The 13,464-nt window shown below is 58.9% G+C and carries 17 protein-coding genes; 12 read left to right on the top strand and 5 right to left on the bottom strand.

What is annotated here, in order from left to right:
• Position 1 precedes the first annotated feature (1 nt).
• The gene (gene mrdA / locus ACIPY9_RS09400; protein WP_400699809.1) at positions 2–1,891 is read right to left on the bottom strand and encodes a penicillin-binding protein 2; all 1,890 of its coding nucleotides are present in this window, start codon (positions 1,889–1,891) and stop codon (positions 2–4) included.
• 139 nt (positions 1,892–2,030) lie between these two features.
• Complete coding sequence (locus ACIPY9_RS09395) at positions 2,031–2,456, bottom strand: winged helix-turn-helix transcriptional regulator (protein WP_400699806.1); 426 nt, start codon at positions 2,454–2,456, stop codon at positions 2,031–2,033.
• A gap of 87 nt (positions 2,457–2,543) precedes the next feature.
• Between ACIPY9_RS09395 and ACIPY9_RS09390 the strand changes: the two genes are divergently transcribed.
• Together ACIPY9_RS09390 and ACIPY9_RS09385 are read left to right on the top strand one after the other, a co-directional pair.
• Positions 2,544–3,401, top strand: coding sequence for an SDR family oxidoreductase (locus tag ACIPY9_RS09390; RefSeq protein ID WP_400699803.1), 858 nt, complete (start codon positions 2,544–2,546; stop codon positions 3,399–3,401).
• Positions 3,402–3,499: 98 nt separating this feature from the next.
• Positions 3,500–3,796: an RcnB family protein gene (locus ACIPY9_RS09385; protein ID WP_400699800.1), complete on the top strand. Its 297-nt coding sequence runs from the start codon at positions 3,500–3,502 to the stop codon at positions 3,794–3,796.
• A 24-nt stretch (positions 3,797–3,820) separates the two neighbouring features.
• Here the strand turns inward: ACIPY9_RS09385 and ACIPY9_RS09380 are convergent, their stop codons facing one another.
• Positions 3,821–4,303 carry an Lrp/AsnC family transcriptional regulator gene (locus ACIPY9_RS09380; RefSeq protein WP_400699797.1) on the bottom strand — a complete coding sequence of 161 codons (483 nt, stop codon included), beginning with the start codon at positions 4,301–4,303 and terminating at the stop codon, positions 3,821–3,823.
• A gap of 126 nt (positions 4,304–4,429) precedes the next feature.
• On the opposite strand from ACIPY9_RS09380, the gene ACIPY9_RS09375 reads away from it, so the two are divergent.
• On the top strand, positions 4,430–5,050 hold the full coding sequence (locus ACIPY9_RS09375; protein ID WP_400699794.1) for a LysE family translocator: 621 nt from the start codon (positions 4,430–4,432) through the stop codon (positions 5,048–5,050).
• Between the two features lie 24 nt (positions 5,051–5,074).
• Here the strand turns inward: ACIPY9_RS09375 and ACIPY9_RS09370 are convergent, their stop codons facing one another.
• A complete protein-coding gene (locus ACIPY9_RS09370; RefSeq protein WP_400699791.1) occupies positions 5,075–5,902 on the bottom strand; it encodes an AraC family transcriptional regulator in 828 nt (275 codons plus the stop codon).
• Between the two features lie 140 nt (positions 5,903–6,042).
• Between ACIPY9_RS09370 and ACIPY9_RS09365 the strand changes: the two genes are divergently transcribed.
• The 9 genes from ACIPY9_RS09365 to ACIPY9_RS09325 all read left to right on the top strand — a co-directional run bounded on the left by ACIPY9_RS09365 (position 6,043) and on the right by ACIPY9_RS09325 (position 11,970).
• Entirely contained in the window at positions 6,043–6,762 is a 720-nt protein-coding gene (locus ACIPY9_RS09365; protein ID WP_400699788.1) for a serine O-acetyltransferase, read from the top strand.
• A gap of 75 nt (positions 6,763–6,837) precedes the next feature.
• Positions 6,838–7,683: a class I SAM-dependent methyltransferase gene (locus tag ACIPY9_RS09360; RefSeq protein ID WP_400699785.1), complete on the top strand. Its 846-nt coding sequence runs from the start codon at positions 6,838–6,840 to the stop codon at positions 7,681–7,683.
• Between the two features lie 10 nt (positions 7,684–7,693).
• Entirely contained in the window at positions 7,694–8,428 is a 735-nt protein-coding gene (locus ACIPY9_RS09355; RefSeq protein WP_400699782.1) for an AzlC family ABC transporter permease, read from the top strand.
• Positions 8,428–8,742 (top strand): AzlD domain-containing protein, encoded by a 315-nt coding sequence (locus ACIPY9_RS09350; RefSeq protein ID WP_400699779.1) that lies wholly within the window; start codon positions 8,428–8,430, stop codon positions 8,740–8,742. Before ACIPY9_RS09355 ends, ACIPY9_RS09350 begins: the two co-directional genes overlap by 1 nt.
• Positions 8,743–8,789: 47 nt before the next feature.
• Complete coding sequence (locus tag ACIPY9_RS09345; RefSeq protein ID WP_400699776.1) at positions 8,790–9,575, top strand: alanyl-tRNA editing protein; 786 nt, start codon at positions 8,790–8,792, stop codon at positions 9,573–9,575.
• Between the two features lie 189 nt (positions 9,576–9,764).
• Positions 9,765–10,667, top strand: a complete 903-nt coding sequence (locus ACIPY9_RS09340; RefSeq protein ID WP_400699773.1) for a pyridoxal-phosphate dependent enzyme — start codon at positions 9,765–9,767, stop codon at positions 10,665–10,667.
• Positions 10,668–10,860: 193 nt separating this feature from the next.
• Positions 10,861–11,334, top strand: coding sequence for a DUF3828 domain-containing protein (locus ACIPY9_RS09335; RefSeq protein WP_400699770.1), 474 nt, complete (start codon positions 10,861–10,863; stop codon positions 11,332–11,334).
• 70 nt (positions 11,335–11,404) lie between these two features.
• Complete coding sequence (locus tag ACIPY9_RS09330; protein ID WP_400699767.1) at positions 11,405–11,599, top strand: hypothetical protein; 195 nt, start codon at positions 11,405–11,407, stop codon at positions 11,597–11,599.
• 137 nt (positions 11,600–11,736) lie between these two features.
• Positions 11,737–11,970 carry a hypothetical protein gene (locus tag ACIPY9_RS09325; RefSeq protein WP_400699765.1) on the top strand — a complete coding sequence of 78 codons (234 nt, stop codon included), beginning with the start codon at positions 11,737–11,739 and terminating at the stop codon, positions 11,968–11,970.
• On the opposite strand, the gene ACIPY9_RS09320 is transcribed toward ACIPY9_RS09325, so the two are convergent.
• Positions 11,953–13,407 (bottom strand): MFS transporter, encoded by a 1,455-nt coding sequence (locus ACIPY9_RS09320; RefSeq protein ID WP_400699762.1) that lies wholly within the window; start codon positions 13,405–13,407, stop codon positions 11,953–11,955. The genes ACIPY9_RS09325 and ACIPY9_RS09320 overlap by 18 nt on opposite strands.
• Positions 13,408–13,464 lie beyond the last annotated feature (57 nt).

Here is a 13,464-nt window from a genome sequence, read left to right as displayed (position 1 = left end):
CTCACGCATGCGGAGCGCCGTCAGCCTTGCTCGGCGCTGCGTATTGCGGTTTCAGCTTGCCTTCGCCATTCAACAGCCAGGCATCAAGAATCTCCCTGACTACAGGCCCGGCCACCCGACCGCCCGCCTCGCCGTTTTCAATCATCACCGCCACGGCGATTTTCGGGTGTTCGGCCGGGGCGAAACCGACGAACAAGGCGTTGTCCCGGTTACGCTCCAGCGTCTTGAGACGGTCGTAACGCTCGCCCTGCTTGATCGCGACCACCTGTGCGGTGCCGCTCTTGCCTGCGATGTGATACTGCACGCCTTTGGCCGAATCACGCGCAATGCCCCGCGGATCATGCATGACCATTTGCATGCCCTCATTGACCTGATTCCACTCGTTCGGGTCGCGCAGCACGATATTGGGCATCGGATGCTCGTCCACTGGCGCCACGTTACCCACTTCCATCGCCAGATGCGGACGGTGCCAGATACCTTTACTGGCAATCAGCGAGGTGGCCTGTGCCAGTTGCAGCGGCGTAACCTGCATGTAGCCCTGCCCGATTCCCAGAATCACCGTTTCGCCCGGAAACCACGCCTGACGGCGCGTTGCCCGCTTCCACTCACGGGAAGGCATCAAACCCGCCGCCTCCTCGAACATGTCCAGCGAAACCTTCTGCCCGAGGCCAAACATGGCCATGTAGTCGTGCAGACGGTCGATGCCCAGCTTGTGGGCCAGGGTGTAAAAGTAGGTGTCGTTGGAGCGCATGATCGCGGTGTCCATGTCCACCCAGCCATCACCACTGTGGTTCCAGTTGCGGTATTTGTGATCGAAATCGGGCAACTGGAAATAACCGGGGTCGAATACCCGCGTCGAGGCATTGACCACCCCGGTGTCCAGCCCGGCAATGGCCACTTCCGGCTTGACCGTCGAGCCGGGCGCATACAGGCCGCGCAGTACACGGTTGAACAACGGCCGGTCTATGGAGTCACGCAAGGCGGCGTACTGCTTGAAGCTGATGCCGGTCACGAACAGGTTCGGATCGAAGCTGGGCTTGCTGACCATGGCCAACACTTCGCCAGTGGCCGGATCTAGAGCCACCACGGCACCGCGTCGATCACCCAGGGCATTTTCGGCCGCTTCCTGCAGGTGCGCATCCAGGCTCAGAGTAATGTTCTTGCCGGGCACCGGATCGGTATGTTTCAAGACACGCAGCACGCGTCCCTGGGCATTGGTCTCGACTTCCTCGTAACCGACGTGCCCATGCAACTCAGACTCGTAGAAGCGCTCGATGCCGGTCTTGCCGATCGATTGCGTGCCACGGTAGTCCGTGTCCAGTTGCCTGGATTCCTTTTCGTTGATTCGCCCGACATAACCGATGGAATGGGCAAAGTGCGCGCCCAACGGGTAATGACGGATAAATTGCGCCGCCACATCGACTCCCGGCAGGCGGAACTGGTTGACGGCCAATAGCGCGATCTGTTGTTCGGTCAATTCATACAGCAGGGTTGCAGGCTCGAAAGGATGCCTGACCTGCTTCAGCTCCTTGTCGAAAAGAATCCGGTCCTCATCGGGCAACGAGAGGATGCTCATCAGTTCGTCGATCACTTTATGCCAGTCACCAGCGCGCTCACGGGTCAGGGTCAGATTGAAGCTGGGACGGTTGTCGGCCAGTACCAGACCGTTGCGGTCGTAGATCAAGCCCCGCTCTGGCGGAATCGGCAGCACATGGACCCGGTTGTTTTCGGAAATGGTCGAGTGGTAATCGAATTCGATGACTTGCAGAAAGTACAGCCGCGCGATCAGGCAACCGCTCAGTACAGTGACCAGCAGCGCGCAGACGATGACACGCAGATTGACCAGGCGACTTTCTTTTTCATGGTCCTTCAAAGGAATGGGATTGGGCATTTCTACAGCTTCTCGGTAATGACAAACGACGCGAACGACAGATGTAAGTAAATATTTCGGCGCGCACGATACCAAGAAGTGAGGGGTTACAGGGGACTGTCTGCCGGAAAGAAGCCGGACCGCTCATGAAAAGCCCTGCTCAGGACGGCTCCGACAGCCGCTCCGCCGTGGCTTCCCGGGCCTGCATGATGCGAGGCAGGTTGGTTTCGATCCAGCAGGCCAGCGTCTCGACCTGCAAGGCAACCTCCTCCCCCATCGGCGTGAGCCGGTATTCGACATGGGGCGGGACTACCGGCAACGACTTGCGATCGATGAACCCGTCCTGCTCCAGGTTCTGCAGGGTCTGTGACAGCATCTTTTCACTCACGCCGCCAATCTTGCGGCGAATTTCGCTGAAGCGGTGCATGCCTTCACGCAAGACCACCAGCACCAGCACACCCCACCGGCTGCACACATGACTGAGCACGATGCGCGAAGGACAATCGGCCGCCATCAACTCGCCCTGGCGTGCCTGGGTAATCAATGACGCGGCAAAAGAGGAAGGATGGCCCGTTTTATCAGTCATGACACTTACCTTTTTGTACGTACTTACGAAAGGTTAGCATTATGTCTATGCTGGCCCTTCATTTCAACGAGCCTCAAGGACCTCCTCATGATTGTCGTTACAGGTGCTACCGGCCAGCTTGGCCGTCTCGTCATTGAACAACTGCTCAAACGCACTGCGGCCTCGCAGATCATTGCCGCCGTGCGCAGCCCGGAAAAGGCCAGCGATCTCGCAGCACTGGGTATTCAGGTCCGTCAGGCCGACTACTCGCAGCCTTCCACACTGGACAGCGCCTTTGCCGGCGCCGACAAGGTTCTGTTGATTTCCTCCAGCGAGCTGGGCCAGCGCACCTCACAACACCGCGCCGTGATCGAAGCCGCCCGGCGTGCCCAGGTGAAACTGCTGGCCTACACCAGCGTTCTGCACGCAGATACTTCGGTACTGGGCCTGGCCCAGGAGCACCGTGAAACCGAAGCGCTTCTGCGTGAAAGCGGCGTGCCATCGGTCATTCTGCGCAATGGCTGGTACCACGAAAACTACACCGCAGGTATCCCGGCGGCTCTGGGGCTTGGCTCGGTCTATGGCTGCGCGGGCGACGGTCGCATCAGCTCGGCTTCACGCAACGACTACGCAGAAGCCGCCGCGGTGGTCCTGACTTCAAGCGAACAACAGGCAGGCCGCGTCTACGAACTGGCAGGCGATGAGTCCTACACCCTTGCCGACTTCGCTGCACAACTGTCGAAGCAGAGTGGCAAGACACTGCCTTACGTCAACCTTCCGGAGGCCGACTATCAAGGCGCACTGGAGCATGCAGGCCTGCCACAACCTATCGCGGCCCTGCTGGCCGACTCCGATACCGGCGCCTCAAAAGGCGCGCTGTACGATGACAGCCGCCAGTTGAGCGCGCTGATTGGCCGCGCTACAACGCCGGTGTCGGTGAGCATCGCAGCGGCTGTGGCGGGATAAGGAAAGCCCTTATATCCAATCGAATGATTTGAGATGGAAAAGGTCCCAGTCTATGTAACAGGCATAAAGCCATTGTTGGATAGACCGGGAGCTTTGACATGAAGAGTAAATCGTTGATTGCCTGCATGGCCCTGCTGGGCTGTTTCTCTTTCACGACACTGCCTGTCCAGGCAGAACAGAAGGTCGAAGAGTCCGCAGACAACATGCACGAACTGGAACTCGGCTCACGGGCACCTCAGAAATTCCAGCGGGCCGAAGCGGCAATCACTGACTGGAAAAGCAAGGGACTGAAGGAACCGGCCAAAGAGAGCCAATGGGTGCAGATCCATGACAAATACGTGCGCGTGCAGATTACCAACGGGCAAATCGTCGATATCGTACCGGTGAAGAAATAAGGGCTGCACCTTCATCAAATGCCCTCAGGTCTGAGGGCATTTGACCGGAAAGGACACGAACGGCTTGATTTCCTTGAGCACGAACATGCTCTGCATTTCCTTGATACCGGGCAATCGCCGGATGGTGCTCATGGCAAAATCCGCATACGAGTCCAGATCCCGAGCCACCACCTGCAACAGAAAGTCTGCATCGCCACCGATGCTGTAACACGCCACCACATCCTCCAGTTGCATGACCTCCTGCTCGAACTTCTTCGCCTCGGCTTCGCTGTGAGAATCGATGCTGACCCGTATGAACACCATGACCCCCAGCCCGATCTTGCGACGGTCCAGCACCGCCTTGTAGCTCAAGATATAGCGATGCTCCTCGAGCTGCCTGACCCGTCGCCAGCAGGGCGAAGCCGACATGCCGATATGGTCGGCCAGTGTCTGGTTGGTGATCCGGCCATCCTGCTGCAAGGCCGCAAGAATTCTGGCGTCTGCCAGACTGAGCATCTGATCGGTCATATATTCCGAAACCCTTTAAAAACCCGGTAACTTTTACCTACTTTCATGCTTCGAGCAATAAAAACAGACAAATCTTATCCGGCTCAAAGGCGTAGCATTTTTCGACCCGACTTTCAGGAGATCAACATGCTGGATATGACACAGGTACTGACCTATTCGACCGCCCTGGGCATTGCCGCCGCCATTCCCGGCCCCGGCATGGCGGCTCTGGTTGCACGCAGTGTCAGCGGCGGCGCGATTTCCGGTTTCTGCCTGCTGTCCGGGCTGATCCTGGGTGACTTGACCTACCTGTCGTTTGCCGTCTTCGGGCTGGCCCTGATTGCAGAACACTTCAATGCGCTGTTTCAAACCGTACGCTGGGGGGCCGCGCTGTATCTCTGCTATCTGGCCTGGCAATTCTGGTTCGCCCGCCACCAGGCCCTGGACCCGGACAAGCCCGTACAGAGAAAAGCGTTATGGGCGGCGGCCATTTCAGGGCTGACCATTACCCTGAGCAATCCCAAGACCATCGCGTTCTATCTGGCCCTGTTGCCACTGGCGATCAATCTGCAAGCTGTTTCGCTGCACACCTGGGCTCTGGTTCTGGTGCCGCTGACCGTGCTGGTATTGCTGGCCGTGGGCACGCTGTTCATTCTGGCCGCCGTGCGCATCCGTCATGTGCTGTCGGGACAGCGGGCTCAGCAAAGGCTGTTTCGCGGAGCCGCCGCAATCATGGTAGTGGCGGCGGCTTCGATGCTGGCACGTTGAGCCGGCTGTCAGGGGCAGGTGCGCTCAGCGACAAGCTTCGGCATACCGTTTCGGCGTCACGCCGAAATTGCCCCGAAACCGGTTGGTAAAGTGACTCTGGTCGAAGAACCCCACGTTGATGGCGGTCTGCGCCGGGCTCACGCCTTGCGCCAGAAGGTCCTTGGCGGCCCGCAAGCGTGTCTGGGTAATGTAGGCATGCACCGTCATTCCGGTCTTTTTCCGGAAAGAGCGCATGAAATGGTATTCACTGAGGCCAACCGCCTGGGCCACCTGGGAAATCGTCAGGCGGTCACCGAAACAGGTGTGAATCAGATCCTGTGCCCGGCGTACGTCAGCGGTGGGCTGTTCGCGCATGACCGTGCCATTCACCGATTGGCCGTAACGGGCAATCAGCAAGGCCAATACATCAAGAAAGGCAGTCTGTCGCTCCAGAGGATCAGGCGATGTCTCAATGATGCTGTGCGCCATCGTCAACTGACCTGCCAGCGCAGGATTCTCTCTGAGCGCATCGCGCCCGAAGTCGAGCTCGATCACGGGCGAACCAAAGACATCCTCGGCCACCTGCGCCAGAAGCTCCGCCCCCGGATAGAACGCACGATAAGCCCAGACACCGGCCTCCTCCGCCGCTTCCCCCGTATGCACCTCGCCCGGATGAATGATCATGACCGTACCGGGAACCGCGACACCGTTGTGACGGGCAATGCAATGGCGCTGGGCGCCCCGCTCGAATGCAGCGATGACGAATTCATCGTGCGAATGGGGTGAATAACGGTGGGAACAGCAGACCGCACGCAGCAATTCCATGCCGTCCCCCACATCGCTGTCGCGCCATAGCAGGATTTCCTCTGACATCGGGAGAGGTCGGCCATGGTCGTGCCTTGACGGGGTCAGTGATGTACACATGCGCAGGATTATCCAATACGGGAGTTATTCACGGGCGTTAGCTTACCTAAAACTCACTGGATAAGCGGAGGACAAGGCGATTGAATATCATGGAACCCGATAAACGCCTTACATTATTCCATCACGAAAACTCCAGTTACAGGGAGCAGCTCCTCAAGCTTGCCGCTCTGGCCTTGCAGATGTCTGAAATCGAGCTTCCCGAGACGGAAATGCACAGGATTTCCTCATCCATCGTCGATAAGGCCAGCGAGGATCTGATTGCCCAGTGCACACGGGATCCGGCTTCACGCTTCAAACCCCTGGAGTGCCACCTCTCCATCCATTCGGCTTTTTTCGCCGTTCTGTGCTACCGCGTGGCGCACACCCTCATTTCCGCGAAGGATGCGCCCATGTCTCATGTGGTCGCGGCCATGAAGCTCGGCTTCGTCGCCCGCAGCCTGACCGGGATAGACATCCATCCCGAAGCCCGGCTCGGCGAGCGGTTCGTGATCGACCATGGTTACGGCACCGTCATCGGCCAGACGGTAGAAATCGGCAACGATGCCTACCTGCTCAACGGCATCATCCTTGGCGGACGGAGCATAGGCGATGCACCGGATGGCAAGCGCCACCCGACCATAGGGCATCGGGTCCAGATTGCAGCCAACGCCAAGATACTCGGCCCGGTTCACATTGGCGACGATGTGATCATCGGTTCGGACGTGACCATTACCGAAGACGTACCGGCCCAGCGGCATGTCTATGTCCGGCGCGAGCGCCCGAACATAAAGAACCGGAGCGAAGTCCTGTTTGATGTCGGCAGAGCGTGAATCCTGTTTGCACAGCCCTCCCTTAGATACCCAGCACACCCTGCTGACCCTTTTCCAGATTTTCGGGAATATTGAATGAACGCAAGACTGACCGCCAATGAAGCAAGAACGGCCTTCGAGCAGTTTGAATACGATGGCTGGAAAAAGGTCGCCGCGGCCTATCACCAGGCCTGGGGGCACACCACAAGCCCGTTTGCAGTTCCGTTGCTGGACATCGCCCGCCTGTTTCCTGGGGCCAGGGCCCTCGACGTGGCAACCGGGCCGGGCTATGCCGCCGCCATTGCCGCAAACGCTGGCGCATCCGTCGTGGGCGTGGACTTCTCGGAAACCATGCTTGAGCATGCCCGCCAGTTGCACCCTTCCATCCACTTCGAGTTTGGCGATGTTCACGCCCTGCCCTTTGAACAAGGGTACTTCGACAGCGTCTTCTCGAACTTCGGTGTGCAGCACTTCGTCAATCCGGCGCGGGCCTTCTCCGAAGTGGCACGTGTCCTGAAGAAGAATGGCACCTGGGCCTTCACCCTCTGGGCTCCCGACCACCTCAACAAGGCGGGCGAAGTGCTGAACAAGGCTCTGGACCTGCATGCCAGAGGAGCCTCCCCGGTTCCGACCGGGCCGGCCTACCATGAGCTCGACGACCTGGAATCGCTGGCAAGGCTGCTGGAAACCGCCGGGTTCGAGGCGACCTCCGTCTCTCGCGAGCTGGCCCAGTACACATGGCTGATGAAGAGCCCTGCCGAACTGTTCCAGTCTGAGCTCATCGGCTCGGTGCGTTCCGGAGCTCGGCTGCGTGAACAGTCGGAAGCAGTCTTGCGCATGATCAACAAAACCATGGCCGACACCATCGGCGAAACCTATGCGACACCCGATGGCTTTGCGCTGCCCATGGCGGCCTATGTCATCTCTGCCTCGAAACGCTAGAGCCCGCCTTATGTCCCTATCAGAAACACTCGCGTTAAAGCGTTCGACCTTCCTTGAAGGGGCCATTGCCTGTGGCCCGACCATTCTGGGGTACTGGAGCATCGGCTTTGCCGCCGGTGCCATCGGAGCCATTTCAGGTTTTTCACTGACTGACGTGGCCCTGCTGGCGATGCTGCTTTATGCAGGCTCGGCACAGTTTCTTTTCTACTCGCTCTGGATCAGTGGCGCAGGCCCCTTTGCCATCGTACTGGCGGTGCTGCTGGTCAATATCCGCTACCTGCTCATGAGTTCCTATCTAGCCCGCTATTTCGCGGGGCTGACCGGTATACAGAAATTCATCAGTGGCATGCTGCTGACGGACGAGACCTTTGGCATAGCCGCGCAACAGGCCTCCCGGCATGGAAGCATTCCCTACTGGTGGATGCTGGGGTTGAACAGCGTCGCCTACGTCAACTGGATCATTGCCAATATCGTGGGAGCGGTTTTCGCCAAGTCGATCCCTTCCGATTTCTCGCACAGGCTCGTCTTCAGCCTGACCGCGATGTTTATCGGCCTGGTTGTCCTGAACTACGTCGGCAGCCGGCAGAAACGGCTCGAGATCGTGGCCATCGTGGCATCGGCGGCTGTGGTGCTGGCGTCACTGGGGTCATTCGATGTCAACGTTTCTCTGCTCGTGGCAACCGCCGTGGCCGCCACGCTGTGCACCACGCTGATGCGTCTCTACCCCTCTCTGGGAGGCAAATGATGGGATCGTCCATTCTGCTGACAATCATGGCCTGCGCCATCATCACCGTTGCCGTCCGGGCGCTGCCCATCGTCTTTCTGGCAGGAATGAACCTTCCGCGGGTCGTGCTGGACTGGCTTGGCTTTGTTCCCTCCGCAATCATGGTTGCGATCATTACCCTGGAACTCGCCAACCACTCCAGTCAGGACGGGGGCACCATTGCCCCGCTGGCCTCGGCAATCGCTGCCACGATCATTGCCATCGCCACAAAAAGCCTGTTTGCCACAGTGCTCGCCGGCGTGGGTTTCTACCTGATGTGGTTCGCCCTCGCCTGATCGTGCATGGCCCATGGAAACAAGGTTTGTCTACAGGAGTGAATGACATGAGCACGGTCGAAGCAGTGCTGCGTAATACTGAAAAACTGTATTACAAGGACCAACACCTGATGTCCGCCAATGCCCGCGTGATTCGCATTCATCCGGAAGCGATCGAGCTGGACAGCACGGTGGCGTATCCCGAAGGCGGCGGCCAGGAAGCGGATCAGGGCACGATAGAACTCTCTACAGGTGCCGTACGATTCGTATGGACCAAGAAGATCTATGGCACCCCCATACAACTGGAGGGTTTCAAGGGCGGGAAACTGGGCGGCATCATTCTTCACATGGTTCACCCCGAAGACGTCCACATGCTGGAGCACATCCACGAAGGCATGCCGGCCCGGATCACGATCGATATCCAGCGCCGTGAACGCCTGACACTGTCCCACAGTGCCAGCCATTTTCTGTATGCCGCGGCGACAGGCCTGCGCGAGGAACTGAAGCAGTGGACCATCGGCTGCCACATCAAGGAAGAATCGGCCCGGTTCGACTTTCTGGTCGAGGACGCCTTCAGCACCGATGAAGTCATTGAAATAGAGCGTCGGGCCAATGAGCTGATTGCCCGCAATGGCGTCATTGAACACCAGGCCGTCCAGGGGCTGGAGGACGCCCGCCTGTGGCGCTATGAAGGCATCGATATTCCCTGCGGCGGTACCCACCTGCACAGCCCCGGACGAATCGGGCCGTTACAGGTGCGTCGCAAGCGACTGGGCAAGGGCAAGGAAAGGCTGATATGCGAATTTCCCGACGCCGACATCGACCTGTCGCCCTACCACGCCCGGATGCCATGAAGTCTCTGCATCACAGCGCATGGCGTCCCGCGCTGACCACAGCCGTGATGCTGCTCCCTGCCTGTCGTGCCTGCCTCGTTCCGAAACAAGATAAAGACCATTTGCATATGGCTTTCAATAGTTAGTGATAACTGCCGGTTTACTGAACGGACAACCGATTCAGAAGTACCCCATGGAGGAAGCCAGAACATGAGCAAACTCATCAGAAGCGGTGAGCGCCTTTTTACCAAAATGGAAATGAACAACCCCGGTGGCAGTCACAAATACCGGGCGGCCAGCTTCATCATTGATGCGGCACTGCGCAGCGGTGAAATCATTCCCGGTGTTACGACCGTCATCGAGAAGACCGGTGGCAACTTCGGTTTTGGCCTGGTTGCCGCCTGCCATAAACATGGCATTCCGGTGGAGCTGGCAATCGGCCTGGGCTTCAGCCAGACCAAAAGGGATCTGCTGGAATGCTTCGGTGCCCGACTGATCGGCAAGGACATGCTCAAGGAGGGGCTCTCCCCCAAGGACGTGGTCAACTTCCATCTGCAGAATCAGAAAGCCCTGGGCAAGTCCTACTACTACACGGACCAGTTCAACAATCAGGTTGGCGTCGAGGCACACCGCTACCAGACGGCACCTGAACTGGCCCGTCAACTGGAAGAAGCCCGGGTCGGGAAAAAACTGCTTTTCATTGGCTGCGCGGGCACGGGGGCCAGTTTTACCGGCGTCACACTGGGGCTTAAAGACCATGGTTTTGACGTCTCGACCCTCATGGTTGACCCCCAGGGCTGCGATTCGCGGGAGGGTGTCTTCTCGGACCATCGACTCGAAGGCATGGCGGTCGGGGTGTGCCCGCCGTTTCTGGACTGGTCGCTGGTCGATCGCCGGGGCAATGTGAACCATGACGAGATGCTGGCCGCTCAGCGCTGGTTCTTCATGCAAAGTGGTGCGTTCATCGGCAATACCGCTGCGGCCTGTATTTCAGTGGCAAGGCAGGTGATGAACCAGAAGGCCTATGCCGACTCGACGATCGTCACCATCGCCTATGATGCAGGCCTCTGGTATCAGGACTTGCAGAACTCGCTGGTGAGCAAGGTGGCCTGAACACCCCGAGAATCTGGCCCGGTCAGCACGCCTGATGACCGGGCCAGCCCGAATCAGCGCCTCTCTTGTGAACATCAGGACTTTTCGGTGGCAACAGCGCCGAAATCCGTTGCTTTTTCCGGCACTTGGCCCCCAAATGCTGTGTCATCCGTTTTACATATTCATCGACCACTCATCTGTCGGGTTTCGCTCCATGTCCAAATCGCTCGCCATCGCCTTTGCCTGCCTGTTTTCCACTGCCGCCCAGGCCGCTTCGTGCCCTGCCGGTACCCCCGTGGAGATGGCGCGCTGGATCTACACCAACCACCATGACTTCTATGTCAGCGGCAAAGGTGGACCGGAGTACCTGTCCAAGGCGTTGCTCGGCCTGCTGAAGAAAGACTGGAGTTGCCAGGAGCCCGGCGATCAATGTGCGATCAGCGCCGATCCCTGGACAGGTACCCAGGACAGCGAAGCCCCCCGCTCTGTCGACTGGAAACTGGTCTCCACCGCCGACAAGCTGGCCGTGGTCGAAATGATCTATCCGCTGGGCAGCAGCACTCAGAGCACCCGCCTGCTTCTGACCCGAAACCCCGGCAACCAGTGCTGGGTGCTCGACAACCTGCAAGGGCCGGACGATGTGTCCCTGGTGCAAATGCTGCAGGATTTCCCTTACGACGGAGACTGAACAAGCCTGTGACTTGAAATAAAGGCCTGCGACCGGTATCACAGACATCTGCCCCCGAAGAGCGACGATCATGAACACCTTTGAGCAATCGATTATTGAAGCCGCGCAGGCTGCCACGCCCAATGACACCGATGCCGAACGCGCCGAAGCAAAGGCGACCGCCATTGAAGCCGTGGCCCGGATCATGTCCAGCACCAGCGGTCTCGAACGCACCCGTGCGCTGGCCGAATTGCTGGATTCCTATTCGGAAGTGGACGAACAGTAAGCCATTGATCCAGAAACCCGGGCTTTTCGACGAAAGGCACTAAAGCACTATGCCACTATTGCCGACATAGGGCGTATGGTGACTGCAAGCAAGCAGACGCAATCCCCCCTATTGCATAACGGCCGGAGTAGACGCTGGTGCAAATCGAACAACTGAAAGATATTCAGGAGTATTTGCAACAGACAGCGGATGATCTGGAACGAGTGTCGATGAACCTGGCAGGACACGTCATGTACCTGCAACACACCTTTCACCCGACCGAAGTGCTGGAAGTCAGTGCCAAGATCGAAGGCTTGCAGGCCTCGGTCCAGGACCTGCGTGGCGTCGTCAGGCTGATCGATCAATGCCCTGCTTCATTCACCGACCTGTGACAGGGGGCGAGCCACCTGCTCCAGCGACCGTCGCTCGGCCGCCACACCCCAGATGCCCTGCACCAGGGCAGCCATGATCATCAGTCCCGCCCCGATCAGGTAACCGATAAACACATTGCCCGGCTGTCGGGTTTCGATCAATTGGCCAAACAAGGTCGGCCCGATGATGCCTCCCAGCCCGGTCCCGAAGGCATAGAACACCGCAATGGCCAAGGCACGGATTTCCAGGGGAAAGGTTTCCGACACGGTCAGATAGGCCGAGCTGGCGGCGGCCGACGCGAAAAAGAAGATCACCATCCAGGCGATGGCCTGCTGCCTGACGTCCAGAACGCCCTGGGCGAACAGATAACCGCTGATGATCAGCAACACACCGGAAACCCCATAGGTCAGGCTGATCATGATCCGTCGCCCGATCACATCGAACAGACGCCCCAACAGCAGCGGCCCGCAGAAGTTACCCAACGCCAGCGGCAGTACATACCAACCGACCTGTTCGGCAGGCACGTCATAGAACTCAGTGAGCACCAAGGCATACGTGAAGAAGATCGCGTTGTAGAAAAAGGCCTGGGCCGTCAGCAAGGTCAGCCCGACCAGAGAGCGCTGCCGGAAGGTCACCAGCAGGGTTCGTGCTATTTCGGCCAGCGGTGTATGACGCCGGGCATGCAGGCGCAACGGTCGCCCTTCCGGCTCGGGCAGGACATGCCCCTGGCGACGCAGAGCCGCTTCGATGCCCTCGACAATCCGCCTCGCCTCGTCGGGCCGGTCATGAATCAAGAGCCAGCGCGGGCTTTCCGGCAACCACAGACGCATCAACAGGATCAGTAATCCGAGCGCGGCACCGATGCCGAAACACAGGCGCCAGCCCCACTCGCCGCCCAGCCATTGCGGGTCCAGCAACAGGATCGACCCTCCCGCCCCCAAGGCAGCGCCCAGCCAGAACGTGCCATTGATGCTCAGATCGACCCAGCCACGATAGCGTGCCGGGGTGAACTCCTGGATGGTGGAATTGATGGCCGTGTATTCGCCGCCGATGCCCATCCCGGTCAGAAAACGGAACAGCAGAAAACTCCACAGGTTGAATGAAAAGGCCGTTGCTGCGGTGGCGCCGATATACAGCAGCAAGGTCACGAAGAACAGCTTGCGGCGCCCGAGACGGTCCGTGAGCCAGCCGAAGAACAACGCCCCCAGCACGGCGCCGGCAATATACGCCGCACCTGCCAGGCCAATATCGGTGTTGCTCAGTTTCAGCACCGGGCTTTCCTTCAGGGCCCCGGCCACCGACCCCGCCAGGGTCACTTCAAGCCCGTCGAGCAGCCAGGTAATCCCCAGAGCAACCACCAGCAGAGTATGAAAACGCCCCCACGGCAGCCTGTCCAGGCGTGCTGGCAAGTCCGTTTCGAAAACACGCTCGTTCAGGATGGGCTGGGCAGTGCTCATGACCAGGGTCGCTCAGGGAAATCCCGGTGGGGGGAAGTCAGTGAATGGAAACAGACA

It is taken from the genome of Pseudomonas sp. NPDC089734, from assembly GCF_044748865.1.
GTDB lineage: Bacteria > Pseudomonadota > Gammaproteobacteria > Pseudomonadales > Pseudomonadaceae > Aquipseudomonas.
This window is presented reverse-complemented; position numbering and strand designations above follow the sequence as displayed.